The organism is Paucibacter sp. Y2R2-4, from assembly GCF_025717535.1.
Taxonomy (GTDB): Bacteria; Pseudomonadota; Gammaproteobacteria; order Burkholderiales; family Burkholderiaceae_C; genus Paucibacter_A.
This window is the reverse complement of the sequence record NZ_JAJIRO010000004.1, coordinates 657,694-676,613: the sequence shown is the minus strand read 5'-3', so window position 1 is coordinate 676,613 and position 18,920 is coordinate 657,694. Positions and strand designations below refer to the sequence as shown.

The window sequence follows — 18,920 nt, the reverse complement described above, 5'->3', positions numbered from 1 at the left end:
TGAAAAGGCAACTCGAAGGGTTTGTCCCTGTGCGCATATCGCCTAACTCGGCGAAAGAATGCTCTTACCGCACTTTTACGGTTCGGAAGACCGTGGCCCAGGGTCGAACGGACCGTGAACGCCCGCGCTCAAGCAATATCGTTAACCCCAATCGATTGGAGTGATTGATGCTGAAAAGAACTCGACTGTCCAGCGCCTTGGCGCTGGTTTACGCAAGTGGACTGACTCTGGTGAGCGGCGCCGCCTTGGCGCAGGAGTCGCTGGAACGTGTTTCTATCACCGGCTCGTCCATCAAGCGGATTGATGCCGAAACCTCGGTGCCGGTGACGGTGATCAACCGGGATTCGATTGACAAATCGGGTGCCTCCAATGTGCAGGAACTGGTCAATCGTCTGAGTTCGAACAATGGCGGCGGCCGCTCTTTGGGCGAGTCCATCGGAGATTCCAACGCAACCGGCCAGACGGGTGCTTCGATGCGCGGCCTGGGCCGTGAACGGACCTTGGTGCTGCTGAATGGCCGTCGCTTGACGCCTTATCCCTTTGCAGGTCAAGGTGTTGACCTGAACGCCATTCCTTTGGCGGCGATCGAGCGCATTGAAGTGCTGCGCGATGGCGCCTCGGCGACCTACGGCTCTGATGCCATCGGTGGTGTGATCAATTTCATCACTCGCAAGGACTACCAAGGCGGCGACTTCACGGTGTCTTATGAATCGCCCGCTGCCAAGGGTGGCTCGGTCAAGGGCATGAATGGTGGCTTTGGTTTCGGAGATTTGGCCAAAGACAAATTCAATCTATTGGGCACCTTCAGCTACGAAAAATATGACGTAATCCGTTCGGCTGACCGTGAATATGCGAAGACTGGTAACCGGCCCGACATTGGCGTGGTCAAGTCCTCGGGCAACACCTTCCCAGCCAACTCCTACTTGGCGGGTAGCTATATCTCGCCTGTTGATGGCAAAGACAAGGCTGGCTCCTTTGTGCCCGGTGTGTCGGGCTTCCCAGACTGCGCACCACCCGATAGCTTCAAAGGCGCATCGAACTGCCGCTACGACTACACGGCCAAGATCGATATTTCGCCGGCCTCGGAGCGCTTGGGCGCTCTGGCTCGCGCGACGATGCAGTTGAACAACGACCATATTTTGTTCGGCGAGTTCGCCTACTCAAAGAATGAGATCACCTTCGGCTCTTCGCAGACCCCTTCGAGCACCACCGGTCGTGATGACTATCTCTACCCAGCCGGTGGCAAGTACTACCCGACCGCAGCCGTGGACAAGTCTTTCCCGGGTTACCGCGGTGATCTGGTGATTGCCTGGCGCATGGTGGATGGCGGTCAACGCCTGACCAAGACGACCAATGACATGACACGCTTCCTGGTCGGAGCCGAAGGTACGCTGGCCGGCTTTGATTACCGTGCTGGCCTGATGCAGGCCAAATCCAAGGCGGTGGAAAAGTTCTTGACCGGTAACTTCTCGGACACGCAATTGGTGCGCGTGCTGAAGACCGGCAATGTGAACCCCTTCGGGCCCAATGATGCCGCTGGTTTGGCCTTGTTGAAGGAAGCTGAGCTGACGGGTGAAAACCGCCGCTCAGAAACCACCACCAACGGCTTTGACTTGTCTTTGTCACGCGAGCTTTTTGCGCTGTCCGGCGGCAATGCGGCGCTGGCTTTCGGTGTGGATCTGCGCAAAGAGAAGTACCTGGACGGCTACTCTGAGATCGCCGGTTCAGGTGACATCGTTGGTGGCTCTGGCAATGCCGGCAAAGTGCAAGGCGAGCGTGCGACCCAAGGCTTTTACGCCGAGTTGAATTTGCCGGTTCTGAAATCGGTGGAGTTGAATCTGGCGGTACGGCATGACCGCTACAACGGCGCCAAGGGCGAATCACGGGACGGGAAGTTTGAGTCGCCGGACATGTCGGCCACCAGCCCCAAGCTGAGTGTTCGTTGGACGCCGATGAAGACGCTGCTCTTGCGCGCCTCCGTCGGCAAGGGCTTCCGCGCCCCGGCCTTGGATAATATGTACGCGCCTGCTGCCGGCACGAATTTGGCGGGCAACTTCAATGACCCTTACTACAACACCCTGGTCGGTTGCGCAAACAAGCCCAACCCGAACTATTGCGACACGCAGTTGACGGCCATCAACCACAGCAATCCGAACTTGAAGCCTGAGAAGTCGCAAACCATGGCTCTCGGTTTGGTCTTTGAGCCCATCAAAGACTTGTCCTTGGAAGTGGATTACTTCGATATCAAGCTGACCGATGGCATCGACAGCTTGTCGGGTGATGACATCATGAAGGACTGGTACAAGAATCAGACCGGTCCGACGACCAGCTCCTCGGTCTACGCCAACCGCTTGGTCAAGAACGCCCAAGGCTATCTCGACTACGTCAATGCATCCTTGGAAAACCTGAGCAAGCAGCGTGCGGCGGGCTTTGACTTCAGTGCGCGCTATCGCATCCGTTCCGACTTTGGCACCTTCACGCCCGGCTGGGAGGCGACGCTGCTGACCAAGAGCAACAAGACCAATGTGGTGAGTGGCGAGCTGGAAGACAACCTCGGCAAGTACGACCAAGGTGGCCCGGTGGCCAAGTTCAAGCAAGTCGTGACGCTGGACTGGGACACCAGTGCCTGGGCGGCTGGGCTGCGCTACTTCCGCCAGAGCGGCTACGAGGACTATGACAAGGTCAAAAAGGTCGATGCTTATGACCTCTGGGATATTCAAGGCCAGTACAAGGGCATCAAGAACCTGGCCATCACCTTGGGCATTCGCAATCTGGCCGACAAAAAGCCGCCGGTGACCGTGCAAGAAGACTACTTCCAAGTGGGCTTCGACCCGACCTATGCCGACGTCAAGGGCCGCACCTACTACGTGCGGGCCAATTACAAATTCTGACGTCACTGATGTGAGAGTCGAGGCAGGCCTTTGTGCCTGCCTTTTTTTTGATCGCCGAGAACGGAAATGCAGTACATCAATCCCAAGCTTGATACCCAGCAACTGAGTCAGATTTTTAGTCGTGACGGTCGGGTGCTGATCAGAGACTTTTTTGAGCCAACGGTGATTGAAGCGCTCAGTCAGGCCGTCGACCGTATCGACTGGGCTTTGACTTACCGAGATGTCAATGGTGATCGGGTTTTGAGTGGTGAGCAGTTGCGGGCCTTGACGCCAGAACAGCGCTCAATACTGGTGGATGGCATCCACGCCGTGGCGCGCCATGAATTCCAGTTTTCCTTTTGCACCGATTCATTGGTCGCTGCAGCCCAGCGCGGGGAGACCGATCTCTTGGCGCGCTTCATGCGCTGGATGGCCGATGAGCAGTTCATGAGCAAGATCCGCCAGATCACCGGCGTTACAGACATCAACCGCGTCTATGCCCAGGCCACCATGTACACGCGGGGCAACTTCCTTGTGATCCACGACGACCATGTTGATGCTGAGGATCGGCGGCTGGCTTATGTGATCAATCTGACTCGGCATTGGCGAGCCGACTGGGGTGGTTTGCTGCATTTCACCGCAGCGGACGGTAGCGTCATCGACAGCTTCTTCCCGCACTTCAATTCACTGTCGCTGTTCCGGGTGCCGCAATCGCATTTTGTCTCCTATGTGGCGCCCTTTGCGCAAGGTGAGCGCACGGCGATCACCGGATGGTTGATCGCGGCCTGATCATCAAACACGCGCGGTCAGTGCGACCGCAGTACACCGCAGCAAATCGCCGTTGGCCGCTTGTTCACGCAAGAGACCTGTCTGCAATCTCGGCCTCATATGCCCGATAGCCCTCTTCCCAGGCAGGCACGATGTGCCGCACTTCGAAGTAGGGCACGGTGTAAATGGAGGTGTCGCGCAGCGCCTCGATGAAGAAGTGCAAGCGCTTGGCATCAGGCACTTCCAGCATCAAGACATCGCTGCAGACCGCGGAATAGGCCTCGGCATCGAAGTGGCGCAGGCGCAGGCCGGGGTACTGAGGCAACAAGGCCAAGACCTCGGTTTCGAAAATGCGTGCACGTTCCGCGCGGGGCAGGCGCAACCAGGCTGGCAGTGCATCCACCAGCAAAAAGCAGTGATTCATCAGAGGTCTCCTAGCCTAAGAAAAAACTTTGGATGCTGTGCGGGGCCAGGCGCAACAGCCAAGGCAAAGCGCGAGCCGGGCCGACCCAAATCCGTTCGCGCAAGCGCGAGTGTGAAAGCTGGCGCAGCAGTGCTTGGGCCACCGCATCCGGGCTCAGCTTGCGGCGGCCGCGCCCGGCCGTCATTGGGGTGTCGACGAGTGGCGGGATCAGTTCCAGCACCCGCACGCCGCTGTTTCGCAACTGCGCACGCAGGCTTTGTGCAAAGGCATGCAGGCCGGCCTTGCTGGCGTTGTAGGTCGCAGCTCGGCGTTTCGGTGCGAACGCCAGAGCACTGCTAACGAGCACGACCACCGCACAGCGTTGGGCGTGCAAATGCGGTAACAGCGCGCGGGTCAGCTCCATCGGCGCGGCCAGATTGATCCGCAGTTCTTCGCTGATAGCGGCTGCGTCGTAGCCGCTGTCGGTCATCAGCACATCGTGTTGGATGCCGGCGCAATGGATGAGGCCCGACAACTGCGGCCATTGTTTGGCGCAAGACTGGGCTAGCCCGGCCAATTCTTCTGTGGCGGCCAGGTCCACGGTCTGGATGGACACAATGCCGGCACTTTGGCTTTGCAGCTCGGCCAAACGATTTGCATCGCGCCCCCAAGCGATGACCTGCTGCCCTGCGGCCGCCAGTTGCAGGGCGATGGCGCGGCCGATCCCGGAGCTGGCCCCGGTCACCAACCAAAGCCGGCCCTCGGTGGTTTGGCTTGCTCTTGCTGTGTTTGAATGCATGGCCTCACTGTAGAAAGCACCGGGCCGCATGTCGTTTACAAAAGATAAGCCGAACGAGCCAAGCACTTCCGCCGCATTGCGCTTGCTGCAAGCCTTGGCCCAAGGCTTTTCGGCGGAAGCTTTGCCCGAGGCGGAAGCGCTCAGCCTCAGCCGCATCAGCCTGGCACCGGGCGAAACGCTGTTTGAGGCCGAGGTGGCCCAGCCCTATGTCTATGTCGTGGAGCGCGGCCTGCTGAAGCTGCACTACTTGTTGGCCGATGGCGAGGAATGGATCAAGTCCTTCAGCCAGACCGGCATGTTTCTGGGCAGCTTGAGTGCCTTGGAGCCCGGCGGGCGCAGCAGCTTTGCGGTCACGGCGCTGGAAGTCAGCGTGGTGGAGCGCATCGATTTTCGGCAGCTGGAAGCACTGGCCGCGCGCCACCCAGCCTGGTTATGGGCCTTGTACCGGGCCATGCAAAGACTGGCGGTGCTGAAGGAAGAGCGCGAGCGCGGTTTGCTGACCCTGACGCCGCCGCAGCGTTACGCCGAATTCCTACGGGAAGATGTCTCGCTGGCCGAGCGTATTCCGCTGAAGGACTTGGCGCGCTACCTGGGCATCACGCCGGTCAGCCTCAGCCGCATTCGAGCTCGCGTCAGAGCCTGATTTTCGTCAGGCTGAAAGACGAAGGCCTCAAACCGCGCAGGCTTGCCGAACGGCATGCTCCCACTGACTCATCAGTTCTAGCGCGCGCTCACGCGGCAGTGTCGGGCGGAACACCCGTTCGGCCTGCCAATGCCCGGCCAGCTCATTCACGTCGCTGTACAGACCGCTGGACAGGCCGGCCAGGTAAGCCGCGCCCAAAGCCGTGGTTTCGATCACCTTGGGGCGCAGCACCGGGATGCCCAGCAGATCGGCCTGGAACTGCATCAAGAGGTTGTTGACACAGGCGCCGCCGTCCACGCGCAGCTCACTCACCGGCGCGCCGCCGGCGGCCACTGCATCGCGGCTCATGGCCTGCAGCAGCGCGGCGCTTTGAAAAGCGATGCTCTCCAACGCAGCACGCGCAATATGGGCCACGCTGGAGCCGCGCGTGAGGCCGACGATGGCGCCGCGCGCATCGGCATTCCAATAGGGCGCGCCCAGGCCGGTGAAGGCGGGCACAAACATCACGCCGCCGGCATCGGGCACGCTTTCGGCCAGACCCTGGACCTCGGCGCTGCCCTTGATGGCTTGCAGGCCATCGCGCAACCACTGCACCACCGCGCCACCGATGAAGACGCTGCCCTCCAGCGCAAACTCGGGTGTGGCGGTGGCCTGCGCGGCGCTGGTGGTGATCAAGCCATTGGCCGAACTCTGAAACTGCGAGCCGGTGTGCATCAGCATGAAGCAGCCGGTGCCATAGGTGTTCTTGGCCATGCCCGGTTTGAAGCAGGCTTGGCCAAACAGCGCCGCTTGTTGATCACCGGCGATGCCGCCAATCAGGACTTCGCCGCCCAGATGCTCGGCCGCCACCTGGCCGAAGCGGTGCGCCGAGGGGTAAACCTCCGGCAGCACCGAGCGCGGAATGTCCAGCGCGGCCAGCAAGTCATCGTCCCAGGCATTGCTGTGCACATTGAAGAGCAGGGTGCGTGAGGCATTGCTGACGTCGGTGGCGTGCACCGCGCCATTCGTCAGTTGCCAGACCAGCCAAGTGTCTATGGTGCCAAAAGCCAGCTCACCGCGTGCGACCTGCGCACGCGCGTCGGGCACATGGTCGAGCAGCCATTTCAGCTTGCTGCCGGAAAAATAGGCGTCGATCACTAAACCGGTTTTCTGCTGGACCAAGGGCCCCAAGCCTTGCTCGCGCAGCGCCGCGCAAGTGGGCTCAGCGCGCCGGTCTTGCCAGACGATGGCATGGTGCAGCGGCAGGCCGGTCTTGCGGCTCCACAGCACCGTGGTTTCGCGCTGGTTGGTGATGCCCAGGGCGCGGATGTCGGCGGCCGTCAGGCCGGCCTTGCGCAGCGCTTCGCGGGCGGTGTCCAGCTGGCTGGCCCAGATCTCCATCGCGTCGTGTTCGACCCAGCCGGGCTGCGGATAAATCTGCTTGAACTCGCGCTGCGCCATGGCCACGATCTGGCCCTTGGCATCAAAAACAATGGCCCGTGAACTGGAGGTGCCTTGGTCGAGTGCCAACAAATAGCGCATCGGTCTTGCCTTAGAGTAGCGTGATGGATCATTTTGACGTACTGGTGGTCGGTGGGGGCATCAATGGGGCCGGCATCGCGCGCGATTTGGCGGGGCGCGGCTGGACGGTGCTGTTGGCCGAGGCCTCGGACTTCGCGGCCCACACCTCCTCCAGCAGCACCAAGCTGATTCACGGTGGCTTGCGCTATCTGGAGTACTACGAGTTTTCGTTGGTGCGCAAGGCGCTGCAAGAGCGCGAGGTGCTGCTCAAAAGCGCCCCTCACATCATGTGGCCGCTGCGCTTTGTGATGCCACATGACGAGGCCATGCGCCCCAGCTGGTTGATCCGCATGGGCTTGTTCCTCTACGACCACTTGGCGCGCCGCGAGGTCTTGCCCGGCTCCAAGGGCGTGAATCTGCGGTCCTCGGTTTTGGGCGAGCCGCTGAAGGCCAGGTATCGCCGCGGCTTTGTTTATTCAGATGGATGGGTGGACGACGCTCGCCTGGTGCTCTTGAACGCTCTGGATGCTCAAGCCAAGGGGGCCGAGTTGCTGACCCGCAGCCCGGTCATCCAGGTGCAGCGCGATGCCGAGGGCTGGACCGCCCGCATCCAAACGCCGCAGGGCGAGCGCCAGGTGCGCGCGCGCGCCCTGGTCAATGCCGCCGGCCCCTGGGCCGAGTCTTTTTTGCGCCAGGTGGCTCAGCCGGCGCGGGGCGAAGCCTTGGCGACCAAGAGCCTGCGCCTGGTCAAGGGCAGCCACATCATCGTCAAGCGCTGCTTCACGCATGACCATGCCTACATCTTTCAAAACCCCGACAAGCGCATCATCTTCGCCATTCCCTACGAGGGCGACTACACCCTGATCGGCACCACCGATGTGGAACTGCCGCCCGATGCCCTGGCCGGCTTCGCCAAGGTCAGCATCGATGAGCAAGAGATCGCCTACCTGTGCGAGCAAGCCAGCCGTTACTTCGTCAAGCCGGTGTTGCCCCGCGAAGTGGTCTGGAGCTATGCCGGCGTGCGGCCGCTGCTCGATGACGCCTCGGGCGACCCTTCCGCCGTGACGCGCGACTACCTGCTGGAAACTCATACCGACGGTGCGCCTTTGCTGAGCGTCTGGGGCGGCAAGATCACCACTTTCCGCAAGCTGGCGGAAGACGCGGCCGATCTGCTCGGCCAGATGTTGGGCGAGACCCGCAAGCCTTGGACCGAGGGCGCCCACCTGCCCGGCGGTGATTTGCAAGCTTGGATTGGCGCGCCCAAGTCCGGCGCAGCGGCCGACCCGGCGGGAGACTTCGAGCGCCTGGTTGCGGCGGTGCAGGGGCGCTACGCCTATCTGCCCGCGCAGCTGGCGCGCCGCTTGGCGCGGGCTTACGGTGCGCGGGTGGACCGGGTGCTGGGCGCGGCCAGCCGCCTGAGTGACTTGGGCCAGGAGGTGGCGCCGGGCCTGTACGCCATGGAGCTGCGCTATCTGCAGCGCGAGGAATGGGCCTGCAGCGCCGATGACGTTTTGTGGCGCCGCTCCAAGCTGGGTCTGCACTACACGCCGGCCGAGCGCCAGCAGGTGGCTGCTTGGTTCCACCAAAACCCGGTCTGAGGTTTTCGGGCTTTTTTTTCGAACCCCGGCTTGGTGTCAGCCAAGCCGCCATTCATCTCAACCGACCCGCCATTCACCGCAAGGCCCTGGCTTGAGCCTCTTGCTTTGGCCAGACTTCACTCCGAAGCCGGTACCTCTTGTGTCGGCCACAGACCAAGCAGTAGGAGTGAATGCATCATGGCGAATGGACAATCTCAAACTTCGGCCATCAAGTCCTGGGGCGGCGCTTGGCTGCGCGAGAACCGCGGGCTGATCCTCTTCGTGCTGTGCTTCGGCGTGTTCCGAACCGCCGTGGCCGACTGGAACCCGGTGCCTACCGGTTCGATGCGGCCCAGCATTCTGGAAGGCGATGTGGTGCTGGTGAACCGTCTGGCCTATGACGCCAAGCTGCCGCTCAGCGACATCAGCCTGGCGCCGCTGGGTGAGCCGCAGCGCGGCGACGTGGTCGTGTTCGCCTCACCCCAAAACGGCACGCGTTTGATCAAGCGCCTGGTCGGCCTGCCCGGTGATGAGATCGAGTTGCGCGGCAATGCCTTGTTCATCAACGGTGAGGCGGCGGCCTACAGCGATTTTGCCGCCAGCACCGAAACCGTCGGCGCCGGCTTTGTCGTCGCGGCCAAGCGAGCCACCGAAACCGTCGCCGGCCACAGCCGCCGCGTGCAGGTGCTGCGTGGCTTTGGTGACCTGGCTTCTGCGCCGCAGTCGGTGGAGCAGGACGCCAGCGCACCCCACTTCGGCCCGGTGCGCGTGCCCGAAGGCCATTACTTCATGCTGGGTGACAACCGCGACAACAGCGAAGACTCGCGCTTCATCGGCCCGGTGCCGCGCCGCTTGCTGGCCGGTCGCGCCCATCACATCTTGGTCTCGGCCGACATCACCGACCATTGGCAGCCGCGCTGGGATCGCTGGGTGGCCGCCTTGCGTTGAGCCCTAGGGCTGAGGCGCAGAGGCAGGCTGAGCCAAAGCTTGGCCCTTTTCGAGCACATAGACGCCGACCAACTTGGCGGCGACCGTGCCCTCATTCCTGGCGCTGTGCACCACCCCGGCGGGCACGACAAAGGCCTCGCCGGCGGCGACGGTGCGAGGCGGCTGGCCTGCGATGAGCAAGACGGCCTGGCCTTCCATCACATAACTGATTTCGTCGCCGGGATGGGTGTGCCATGCAGCTACCGCGCCGGATGCTACCTCCACGCGGGCGACCACCGCCTCGCGATTCGGCACCGACACATCGGCCTTGGTGACCAAGGTGCGCGTCAATCCCGGCGCCTGCGCCATCAGCAGACCGCAAGTGCCGCCCAGAGCGCTCAAGACCAAAGCGGCAGTGACCCAAGTTCGTGGGGAGGTGCGAATACGGACGTCCTTTTCTTGAAAAGCGATGGAGGCTGAGATTGCCGCTTGCACTGTAGCGAAGCCGGCCGAGTGCTGCATGTACCTTGGTCCTTGCAAGCGCTGGAATTGCAAGTTAGGCCTGACCGCAGGCCTGAGCCTGACTTTCGGCATGCGTGACTTTTGCTGACGGTGGCAAGTGCCGCCACCATCGGGAGCAAAACCCGAGACTTTGCGGCTTGGGTGCTTGCTTGTCGCAGACAGCGGCGAGACTTCGGATCGCAGCGTTGGGGCCGGATTGATGGCGCCCCGGGTGATTTCACCAAAGAACACGCGATATCTTGCAGAGGGAGTTTATGAACAGCAGTACACAGCGCCGGTCGAATCGGCAGATCTCCAAGCTTCAGGCCCAGCAGGCCGCGCCCTTGCGCCCGGTCTGGATGGCTCTGGTGACGATCTGGGGCAGCAGCCTTGCCGCCCAAGCCATGGCGCAAGCTCCAAGCAGCGAGGCCAACGCACCTGTTGCCCAAGCGCCCGACTCCAATACCCAAGAGCCGCAAACGGCGCAAACGGCGCAAAAACTGGCGCCGGTGCAGGTCAACTCCAACCGCCTGCCGGCCAGCAAGTTTGTGCTCAGCGGCGAAGAGCTTGGCCGCGTGCCTGGCACCGGTGGCGATCCGATGCGTGCCCTGCAAAGCCTGCCTGGCGTTGTCTCCACCAGTGACAGCAATGCCGCCCCGGCCATCCGAGGCTCGCGCCCTGAGGACAATAGCTATTACATTGACTTTCTGCCGGTCGGCTATGTCTATCACCTGGGCGGTTACTTCAGCGTGGTGCACAAAGATCTGGTCAAACAGTTTGACCTCTACACTGGCGCCTTTGGCCCGGAGTTTGACGATGTGCATGGCGGCGTGGTGGACATCACTCTGCGCAAGCCGCGCACCGACCGTTTGGGTGGGCAGCTCAATGTCGGCCTGCTCGGCGCCGATGTCTTGGTCGAAGGCCCGGTGGCGCAAAACCAGAGTTTTTACTTTGCCGCCAAGCGCAGCTATATCGACCTGATCGTCCGCAAAGACCAAACCGACAAAGACAGCGGTGTGATCTACAGCATGCCGACCTTCAGCGACTACCAAGGCAAATATGTCTGGCGCTTGAATGCCAATAACGAGCTGACCTTCCACGCCACTGGCGCGGCCGACAAGCTCAAGCTGTTCCGCCCCGCCGATAGCGATGTGGCCATTCAAGAGCCGGCACTGGCCGGCACCTCGCGTGCCAATCTGTCCAGCAACACCCAGGCGGTGGTCTGGGACTCGGTGCTGAGTCCGCAAATCAGCAACAAGCTGGCCATCGGCCATATGGACTTCCAGAACAAGTCTCAGGCGGGATCGGCGGCCGATGTGGACCTGAAGCAAGACAGCTACTTTGTGCGCGACCAACTGCGCTTGCGCCTGGGTGAGGACCATGATGTAACCCTGGGGGCTGTCGGCTTTGTCAATAAGCTCAAACTGGGCCTGAACCTGCTGGACGCGCGCTGCACCGAGTTCGATCCGCAATGTGATTTGAGCAGCGCGCCGCGCAAGGAGCTGCAAGACAATTTGTCGATCAAGTACGGCAATCTTTACCTGAAGGACCGCTGGCAGCTCACGCCTAATTTCGCAGCCATGGTGGGCGTGCACTACACCCATGACGGCTATTTGAAGCGCAACTACACCGAGCCGCGTTTGGGTCTGGAATGGCGCGCGCTGAAAGACACGGTGATCAATGCCGGCTGGGGCAAACATAACGAGTTCCCCGATGGCATCACGGTCTTGCGCGAATTCGGTAATCCCAAGCTGGGCCATGTAAAAGCGGAGCAGGCGGTGCTGGGTGTGACGCAGCGTTTGGCTGAGGGCTGGTCGGTGAAGGCCGAGGTCTACCAGAAGAAGTTCAAGGACTTTGTGCTGGGCGACCCGACCTTGAACTACATCAATGGCGGCAGCGGCACAGCCAAGGGTTTGGAGCTCTTCGTCAAGAAGGACCTGACTGACAAGTTCTCCGGTTGGTTGTCGGTCAGCCTGGCGGAAACCAAGCGCAAGAACGACATCACCGGCAAGGAGTTCAAGTTTGAATACGACCAGCCGGTGGTGATCAGCTTGGTGGGGAACTACAAGTACTCGGACAAATGGACCTATGGCGCCAAGTGGAGCTATCACAGCGGCAATCTGATCACCCCCGTGGTCGGTACCCAGCGCGATGCCAGCGGCCGCCTGCGCCCGGTCTATGGTGATTTGAATTCCGAGCGCTTGCCGGCTTACCACCGCCTGGACTTGCGCGCCGATTGGCAATACTCGAAGCGTGCCAGCTATTACTTCGAGCTGAACAACGCCTACAACCGCGACAACATCAGCGGCTATGAGTACACGGCCGACTACAGCAAGCGCAAGAAGGTGTCGGAGCTGGGCCTGATGCCGAACGTGGGCTTCGAGTACAAGTTCTGAGCGCGTTTCAGACGAATCGAGCTTGAAATGAAGAAAGGGGCCACTGGCCCCTTTCTCTTTTTTGCCGGCCGTTTCTTCAGCCGATCTGGCGTCGACGCGCCACAGCGCCCAAGGCGGCCAGGCCGCCCAGCATCAGCAGATAGCTGGAGGGCTCCGGCACCGCGGCGGTCACTGCGCTGATGCTGCTGTCCATTTGAACCAACTGGATGCTGGCGGGCGCCGCGCCACTCATCGGCATCAGCTCGATCTGAAACAGATTGCCGCCGGAGTTGCCCAGGTATTGGTTCAGGCCCGCGCCGCCCAACAGTCCGACCGCGAAGCTGGTGCCGACATTGCCGCTGTTGCTGCTGAAGTCGCCCGAGAAGCTGATGTCGAAGCTGAAAGTTCCGCCCAGGGTCACCGATTGAAACAGGTCGTTGTAGCTGCCGCTATTGCTCAGCACGACGCTGCCGGGCAAGGCGCCTTGCACATCGCCATCGATCGAGATGACCTCGCCCAGCAGACCGCTGAAGTTGCTCAGCGTGACGCTGGCGCCAACGGCGGGCAGCGAGCCGGGGTTGAACTGAAAGTCCAGCGCTGCGCTGCCGCTCATGCCGCTGCTGTTGATGACGGCGTGATAGTCGGCCGCTTGCGCTTGCAGGGCGGAGCAGATCAGGGCCAGGGCGCTCAGGCGGCGCAGCCAGGCGCTGGGTTTGTTGTCGTTGAACATGGGAGTGAGTCCTTGTATTGGCTTAGAACGAGCCAGAGAAGATCTGGGTGCCGTAGCTGATGCTCAGCTTGGCGGGATTGATGAAGCTGACGGGCACCGTCACGCTGGCCCCTGCGGCCAGGCCGGCTGTGCCCAAGCTGAGGTAAGGCGCGCCGGCATGGCTGCCGCTGGCGCCGTCCACGGTCACGCCGTTGGCCAAGCCATTAATTTGCAGTTGCAGCGGGCCTTGCACGGCTTGTCGGGCCGTCAGCGTGATCGTGCCGGTGTAGCGCTGGGTGGCGCGGTTGTAGACCAGGCCCGAGCGGCTCACGCTGATTGAGGCGCTGACCTCGCTGACATTGGCAATCGTGAAGCTGACATTGCCCGAGTTACCTGCATTGTTGGCGGCGTCATAGGCCACGGCATTGACGCTGTGGCTGCCATTGCTCAGCAGGCTGGAGTCCAGCTTGAGCGCGTAGGGGGCGGCGTTGCTGCTGCCCTTGAGCTGGCCGTCGACATTGAAGTCCACGCGGGTCACGCCGACGTTGTCGCTGGCGCTGGCGCTCAAGGTGATTTGGCCGCTGCTACCGCTGACGCTGGCCGTTACGGTCGGGGCTTCGGTGTCGGCAACTTGGGTGACCCACACCGGGGCCGACCACAGGATCTTGCCGTCGGTCTGGGTGATCTTGGCGTAATAGAAATGCTCGCCCAAGGACGGCGTGAAGTTGTTGACGGCTTGGCTCGAAAACTGCGTGATGGTGCCATTGCGCTTGGGCACGCCTTCGAAAATTTGCACCGTGGCCGCGGCTTTGCCGGCGCCGGGTGCGTAGTTGGCGACCAGATTCAAGGGGCCGGCATTGCGGAAGCTCTCGCCCATCAGACGGCCATTGGCGGTCAGGATCAGCTGCGAAGTCTTGTCCATGGTGGCGAAGACGCGGCGTGCCTTTAGGGCCTCCACGAAGGCGTCTTTCGACAAAGGCGTGCCGGTGGGGATCAGAATGCCGTTGCGGTTGGTACCCGAGGCGCCCCAGTTGGCGCAGTGGTTGTCCTGGTTGGTGGTGAAGGCAATCTTGAAGCCGGCTTCCAGCGCCTTCTTGCAAGCGCCCTCATAGCCGCTATTGCCGTTGTCGGACTCATTGGTGGTGTTGGAGAAGGCCGGGGTGTTCATCACCTCGCACAGCGCCATCGCTTTTTCACCATCCTCGGTATAGCCCAGGGCCACGCCGTTCACCAGGTATTGACCGCTGCTGGACGGATGGTTGAACTGGCCCACCCAGCCCTTTTGGGCCATCAAGGTGTAGAGCTTGGCCGCGTTGTTCTTCTCGGTGAAGGTATCGGCCAACAACTCGTTCTTGGCGTTGTATTCCCAGCCCAGCAACTCGTTGGAGTTGAAGATGTTCAGGTGGCCGCCGCCGCTGATGGTGCCCCACTCCATGCCGTAGACCCCGAGGAATTTGGGATGGGCGGCATTGAAGTTGGCTGCCGCCGCCAAGCCGGATTGGTACAGATTCTTGGCGTAGGCCGGGGTTTGCGCGGTGTTGGTGCCGGTGTCACCGTCGAACATATGGTTGTGCTCGGAGGTCACCAAGATGTCCAAGCCGCGGTCCATGGCGTATTGGTAGGCCTGGGTCGGACCCTGACCCATATTCGATTGGGGTTGGTTTTCGCCGGTGCAGCTGCCGAGCGTGCCGCCGCCATCGCTGTGGCCGGTTTGGCTGTGCAAGTTACCCAGGTAGACGGTGTAAGGCAAGCCTTGCGCGGCGGCGGCTGCCGTCGTGCTCAGCGCGGGTGCGCTGCGTAGCGTTCGCGCGTTAGGGGCGACGGCTGCGCTGCGTGCAGTCGCCAAGGGCTTGAAGGCGGGCATCGCCGGTGCGGCGATTTGGCCCACTTGCATGTCCCAGCTTTGTTCCACCAACTCAGCATCCGGCGTCGCGAGCTGGGCTTCGACAAAGTCGGCCATCACGCCAACCGAAGGCAGTTCGGCGGCGGCCACGGCCGAGCTTGCGGTCAGGCGAACTTGGTAAATGCCGTCGGCTGCGGCCATGCCGTACTGACGGCCGGCCCAATCCACGTTGACGGCCAGCTCCCCTTTGACCAAGGTCTCCACCCCATACCAACGCTGCACCAAGGCGCCAGCGGGGTCCAGCAATTCCAAGCGCCAAGAGACCGTTTGTGCCAGTTCCACCTGGGGGTACTCGAACTTCAAGGTGAAGCGGCGCGCTTCAGCGATGGCGCCGGCTTCGGCCCGGAAGGGCACGTGCAGCGTGGCTTCGAATTCTTGGTGGTCGGGGCTGATGTTGCCAGCCATGACCAGGCCGCTGGACGATGCGCTCAGCAGCAGGGCGATGGCGCGTTGGAGGGTGTGCGTTTGCATAGGGGGAAGCGTGGGGAGGCTTGATCGGGCATCTGGCAGAGCAGCCAGACCGATGGGCACAGAGGAAGATGCAGGCGAGGGAGGGCTGGCGCTCCTCTGGAACGCCAGCCTTGTTGAGCAGACGCGAGATCTGCGATGGCTTAGATCTTGCGGCGCTTGGCCACGAAGCCCACAGCGAACAGGCCCGCCAGCAACATGGCGTAGGAGCTCGGCTCTGGCACGGCGGCGGTGACGACCGTCAGATTGACGTTGTCGATGGCCAGACCGTGGTCATTGCCTGCATCGTTCTTCTCCACCCAGCGCACCCACAGGGTGTCATTCGCGGCCCATGCAGCATTCACGGTGCCGCCCAGGCCGCTGACCTTGCCGGCGGCGTTGCCGTCGACGGCAGCGCCACTGCCAGTGTTGGTGAACATAGGCGATGCAAAGTCAAAGCTGCCGCCGGGTGCGGTCCAGGTGCTGACGGCGTCAAAAGTGGCGCCGAAGCCATATTCCAGCACCATCTTTTGGGCATTGGGTGCGGCTGCGCCGCCGTCGCGCCATTGTTCACCTTCGAAAGAAATATTGAAACCGGAGAAGCTGTCAGCGCTGGTGTTCTTGAAGGCTACAGCAATCCAGCCGATGGAGAAGTTGGTACTGCCGATGCTTCCCAAGGCCCGCTCGGCCGTCGTGCCGTAGCTGTGAATGCCGCCAGTATTGGATGTGCCGGTATCACCGATATAGGCTGTCACCGCAGTTGTTGGTGTCGTTTTGAACAAACTCCAACCGGCGATCGAGCTGTCATTGGCCCATGTATTGGTCGTACCCGTCGAAGCCAGCGTGTCAAACGTTTGGCTGTAAGCGAAATTGGCGTCAGCCACGGTAATGGCGGCTTGCGCAGGGGCTGCGGCCAACACGGCGGCCGAGGCGATCAGGGACAAGGAAGCCAATTGTTTGAAAGACATTTCGAGTTCTCCAATGAATAAAAAGAAAGCGTGGACGGGGAGCTAAAACAGGCGCCTGCGCAAGAAAAAAAATAGCAAAACAGGACATCCGCAAACGTTTGCGTAGCGCTGAAAAAAATAGCGGTGACGCACCGTTTTAGAACCAACAGCCGGCCCCTAACCTTCAATTTGGTGCGATCTCCGCACGGATTGGAGGCGCGGGCCGATCAGCTTGAAGCTTGAGTTATTGCTGCCATTTCAGCGCTTGAGCATAGCGAAGGCTCGATGACGACCGTGTGTCAGCAAGCTCGGTAATTTCCCTCGAACCCCCTCGATTCAAGGGGGTGAACGATGGGAGTCAAGGAGGGGGTAGTTCGCGCTGGGAGCGGGCTCACCCGAGCGGCTGCCTCAAGCTTGAAGTCAGGGTCTTCAACTGACTTCCGGCCTGTGTCGCGGCGTCGCCAAAACGCCGCTCTTTACACAATCTTGATACCCAGCCCTACAGGCTCTATACGGCCTTGAGGCGGCCGTTTCTAAGCTCCTGGCATCGCTACTTTTATGGAGCAACCCATCATGGATTGGGTGTTTCTTGGCCTTTCGGCCCTGGTTTTTGCATTGGCCATCGGCCTGGCTGCGGCCAGCCACAAGCTGGAGATCAAGCAATGACCGCCCTTTATTGGCTGAGCGGCCTGGCCGCCGCCGGTCTTTTTGCCTACCTCGTCGTCGCCTTGTTGCGCGCGGAGGACTTCTGATATGAATTCGCTTGCCTGGGTCAATCTGGCCCTTTTCATGCTGCTGCTGATAGCCTCCGCATGGCCCTTGTCGCGCTGGCTGACGGCGGTCGCACAAGGCCGCTTGCCACGTGGTCTGCGCTGGGTCGAAGCGGGTTTCTACAAGCTCGCTGGTGTCAAGCCTGAGGAAGGCATGCATTGGAAGCAATATGCCTTCGCCCTGCTGATCTTCAACTTCATCGGCGTCTTGGTGGTTTACGGCCTGCAGCGCTTGCAAGATGTGTTGCCGCTGAACCCGCAAGGCTTTGGCGCGATCACGCCGGACTCGGCCTTCAACACCGCCATCAGCTTCGTCACCAACACCAACTGGCAGGGCTATGGCGGCGAGTCCGCCATGAGCTACTTGAGCCAGATGCTGGGCCTGACGGTGCAGAACTTTGTCTCTGCTGCGACGGGTATTGCGGTCGTCTTCGCCTTGATCCGCGGCTTTGCCGGCAAGCTGGAAAAGACCATTGGTAATTTCTGGGCCGACCTCACGCGCATCACGCTTTGGGTGCTGCTGCCGCTGTCGTTTGTATTCGCCATTTTCCTGGTCGGCCAAGGCGTGATCCAGAACTTTGATGCCTACAAAGATGTCACCACGCTGGAAGCGACCGCCTATCAAAACCCCAAATTGGGCGCCGATGGTCAGCCCTTGAAGGATGACAAGGGTCAGGTCGTGACCGAGGACGCCTCCACCAGCACCCAGACCTTGGCCATGGGCCCGGTCGCTTCGCAAGAAGCCATCAAGATGCTGGGCACCAATGGCGGCGGCTTCTTCAATGCCAATTCGGCCCACCCCTATGAGAACCCGACGCCGCTGTCTAATCTGGCGCAGATGCTGGCGATCTTTCTGATCCCCGCGGCGCTGTGCTTCAGCTTTGGCCAGTTGGTAGGGGACTCTCGTCAGGGCGTGGCCGTCTTGGCCGCCATGAGTTTGATGTTCATCGTTGCCGTGGCGGTGGCCACCGGTGCTGAGCAGGCCGGTAACCCGATCCTGGCCAGCCAGGGTGTCGACCAGGTGGCCAGCGGTCTGCAGGCCGGCGGCAATATGGAAGGCAAAGAAAGCCGCTTCGGCGTCAATGCCAGTTCGCTGTTTGCCGTCATCACCACGGCCGCTTCTTGCGGCGCAGTGAACAGCATGCACGACTCGATGACGCCGATCGGCGGCCTGGTGCCACTGGTCATGATGCAACTCGGCGAGGTGGTGTTCGGCGGCGTCGGCACCGGTCTGTACGGCATGCTGGTGTTCGCCATCCTGGCGGTCTTCATTGCCGGCTTGATGATTGGCCGCACGCCCGAGTACCTGGGCAAGAAGATCGAAAGCCATGAGATGAAGATGGTGTCCATCGCCATCTTGGTCACGCCCTTGGTGGTTCTGATCGGCACCGCCATCGCGGTGCTGGCCGATGCGGGCAAGGCCGGTGTGGCCAACCCCGGTGCGCATGGCTTCTCGGAGATTCTTTACGCCTTGACCTCGGCCGGCAATAACAACGGCTCGGCCTTCGCCGGCCTCTCGGCCAACACGCCCTTCTACAACACCTTGCTCGGTGTGGTGATGTGGCTGGGGCGCTTTGGTGTGATCGTGCCGGTCCTGGCGATTGCCGGCAGCCTGGGCGCCAAGAAGCGCATTCCGGTCGGCAGCGGCACCCTGGTCACGCATGGCCCGCTGTTTGTGGGTCTGCTGATCGGCACCGTGCTGCTGGTGGGCTTGCTCAACTACGTTCCTTCCCTGGCCCTCGGCCCCATTGTTGAGCATTTGATGCTCTGGAAAGCTTGAG

At 61.5% G+C, this 18,920-nt stretch carries 15 protein-coding genes; 8 read left to right on the top strand and 7 right to left on the bottom strand.

What is annotated here, in order from left to right:
* Positions 1 to 167: 167 nt before the first annotated feature.
* Both LNV06_RS18090 and LNV06_RS18085 read left to right on the top strand, forming a co-directional pair.
* Positions 168 to 2,891 (top strand): TonB-dependent receptor, encoded by a 2,724-nt coding sequence (locus LNV06_RS18090; RefSeq protein WP_263539691.1) that lies wholly within the window; start codon positions 168 to 170, stop codon positions 2,889 to 2,891.
* A gap of 66 nt (positions 2,892 to 2,957) precedes the next feature.
* Positions 2,958 to 3,659: a 2OG-Fe(II) oxygenase gene (locus LNV06_RS18085; RefSeq protein ID WP_263539690.1), complete on the top strand. Its 702-nt coding sequence runs from the start codon at positions 2,958 to 2,960 to the stop codon at positions 3,657 to 3,659.
* 64 nt (positions 3,660 to 3,723) lie between these two features.
* Here LNV06_RS18085 and LNV06_RS18080 read toward each other — a convergent pair whose 3' ends face one another.
* The gene (locus LNV06_RS18080) at positions 3,724 to 4,062 is read right to left on the bottom strand and encodes a darcynin family protein (RefSeq protein WP_263539689.1); all 339 of its coding nucleotides are present in this window, start codon (positions 4,060 to 4,062) and stop codon (positions 3,724 to 3,726) included.
* A gap of 10 nt (positions 4,063 to 4,072) precedes the next feature.
* Positions 4,073 to 4,840 carry an SDR family oxidoreductase gene (locus LNV06_RS18075; RefSeq protein WP_263539688.1) on the bottom strand — a complete coding sequence of 256 codons (768 nt, stop codon included), beginning with the start codon at positions 4,838 to 4,840 and terminating at the stop codon, positions 4,073 to 4,075.
* A gap of 28 nt (positions 4,841 to 4,868) precedes the next feature.
* On the opposite strand from LNV06_RS18075, the gene LNV06_RS18070 reads away from it, so the two are divergent.
* Positions 4,869 to 5,483, top strand: a complete 615-nt coding sequence (locus LNV06_RS18070) for a Crp/Fnr family transcriptional regulator (RefSeq protein WP_263539687.1) — start codon at positions 4,869 to 4,871, stop codon at positions 5,481 to 5,483.
* A gap of 27 nt (positions 5,484 to 5,510) precedes the next feature.
* Here the strand turns inward: LNV06_RS18070 and glpK are convergent, their stop codons facing one another.
* On the bottom strand, positions 5,511 to 7,004 hold the full coding sequence (gene glpK / locus LNV06_RS18065) for a glycerol kinase GlpK (RefSeq protein ID WP_263539686.1): 1,494 nt from the start codon (positions 7,002 to 7,004) through the stop codon (positions 5,511 to 5,513).
* A 23-nt stretch (positions 7,005 to 7,027) separates the two neighbouring features.
* Between glpK and glpD the strand changes: the two genes are divergently transcribed.
* Together glpD and lepB are read left to right on the top strand one after the other, a co-directional pair.
* A complete protein-coding gene (gene glpD, locus LNV06_RS18060; RefSeq protein WP_263539685.1) occupies positions 7,028 to 8,581 on the top strand; it encodes a glycerol-3-phosphate dehydrogenase in 1,554 nt (517 codons plus the stop codon).
* 177 nt (positions 8,582 to 8,758) lie between these two features.
* Complete coding sequence (lepB, locus tag LNV06_RS18055) at positions 8,759 to 9,508, top strand: signal peptidase I (RefSeq protein WP_263539684.1); 750 nt, start codon at positions 8,759 to 8,761, stop codon at positions 9,506 to 9,508.
* Between the two features lie 3 nt (positions 9,509 to 9,511).
* On the opposite strand, the gene LNV06_RS18050 is transcribed toward lepB, so the two are convergent.
* Positions 9,512 to 9,856 carry a cupin domain-containing protein gene (locus tag LNV06_RS18050; protein ID WP_263539765.1) on the bottom strand — a complete coding sequence of 115 codons (345 nt, stop codon included), beginning with the start codon at positions 9,854 to 9,856 and terminating at the stop codon, positions 9,512 to 9,514.
* A 407-nt stretch (positions 9,857 to 10,263) separates the two neighbouring features.
* Between LNV06_RS18050 and LNV06_RS18045 the strand changes: the two genes are divergently transcribed.
* On the top strand, positions 10,264 to 12,384 hold the full coding sequence (locus tag LNV06_RS18045; RefSeq protein WP_263539683.1) for a TonB-dependent receptor plug domain-containing protein: 2,121 nt from the start codon (positions 10,264 to 10,266) through the stop codon (positions 12,382 to 12,384).
* Between the two features lie 76 nt (positions 12,385 to 12,460).
* Here the strand turns inward: LNV06_RS18045 and LNV06_RS18040 are convergent, their stop codons facing one another.
* From LNV06_RS18040 to LNV06_RS18030, 3 genes are all read right to left on the bottom strand, one after another.
* Entirely contained in the window at positions 12,461 to 13,093 is a 633-nt protein-coding gene (locus LNV06_RS18040; RefSeq protein WP_263539682.1) for an NF038129 family PEP-CTERM protein, read from the bottom strand.
* Positions 13,094 to 13,115: 22 nt separating this feature from the next.
* A complete protein-coding gene (locus LNV06_RS18035; protein ID WP_263539681.1) occupies positions 13,116 to 15,446 on the bottom strand; it encodes a CehA/McbA family metallohydrolase in 2,331 nt (776 codons plus the stop codon).
* A 140-nt stretch (positions 15,447 to 15,586) separates the two neighbouring features.
* Entirely contained in the window at positions 15,587 to 16,390 is an 804-nt protein-coding gene (locus tag LNV06_RS18030) for a PEP-CTERM sorting domain-containing protein (RefSeq protein WP_263539680.1), read from the bottom strand.
* 641 nt (positions 16,391 to 17,031) lie between these two features.
* On the opposite strand from LNV06_RS18030, the gene kdpF reads away from it, so the two are divergent.
* Positions 17,032 to 17,121 (top strand): K(+)-transporting ATPase subunit F, encoded by a 90-nt coding sequence (gene kdpF, locus LNV06_RS18025; protein ID WP_263539679.1) that lies wholly within the window; start codon positions 17,032 to 17,034, stop codon positions 17,119 to 17,121.
* Between the two features lies 1 nt (position 17,122).
* On the top strand, positions 17,123 to 18,919 hold the full coding sequence (gene kdpA / locus LNV06_RS18020; protein WP_263539678.1) for a potassium-transporting ATPase subunit KdpA: 1,797 nt from the start codon (positions 17,123 to 17,125) through the stop codon (positions 18,917 to 18,919).
* Position 18,920 lies beyond the last annotated feature (1 nt).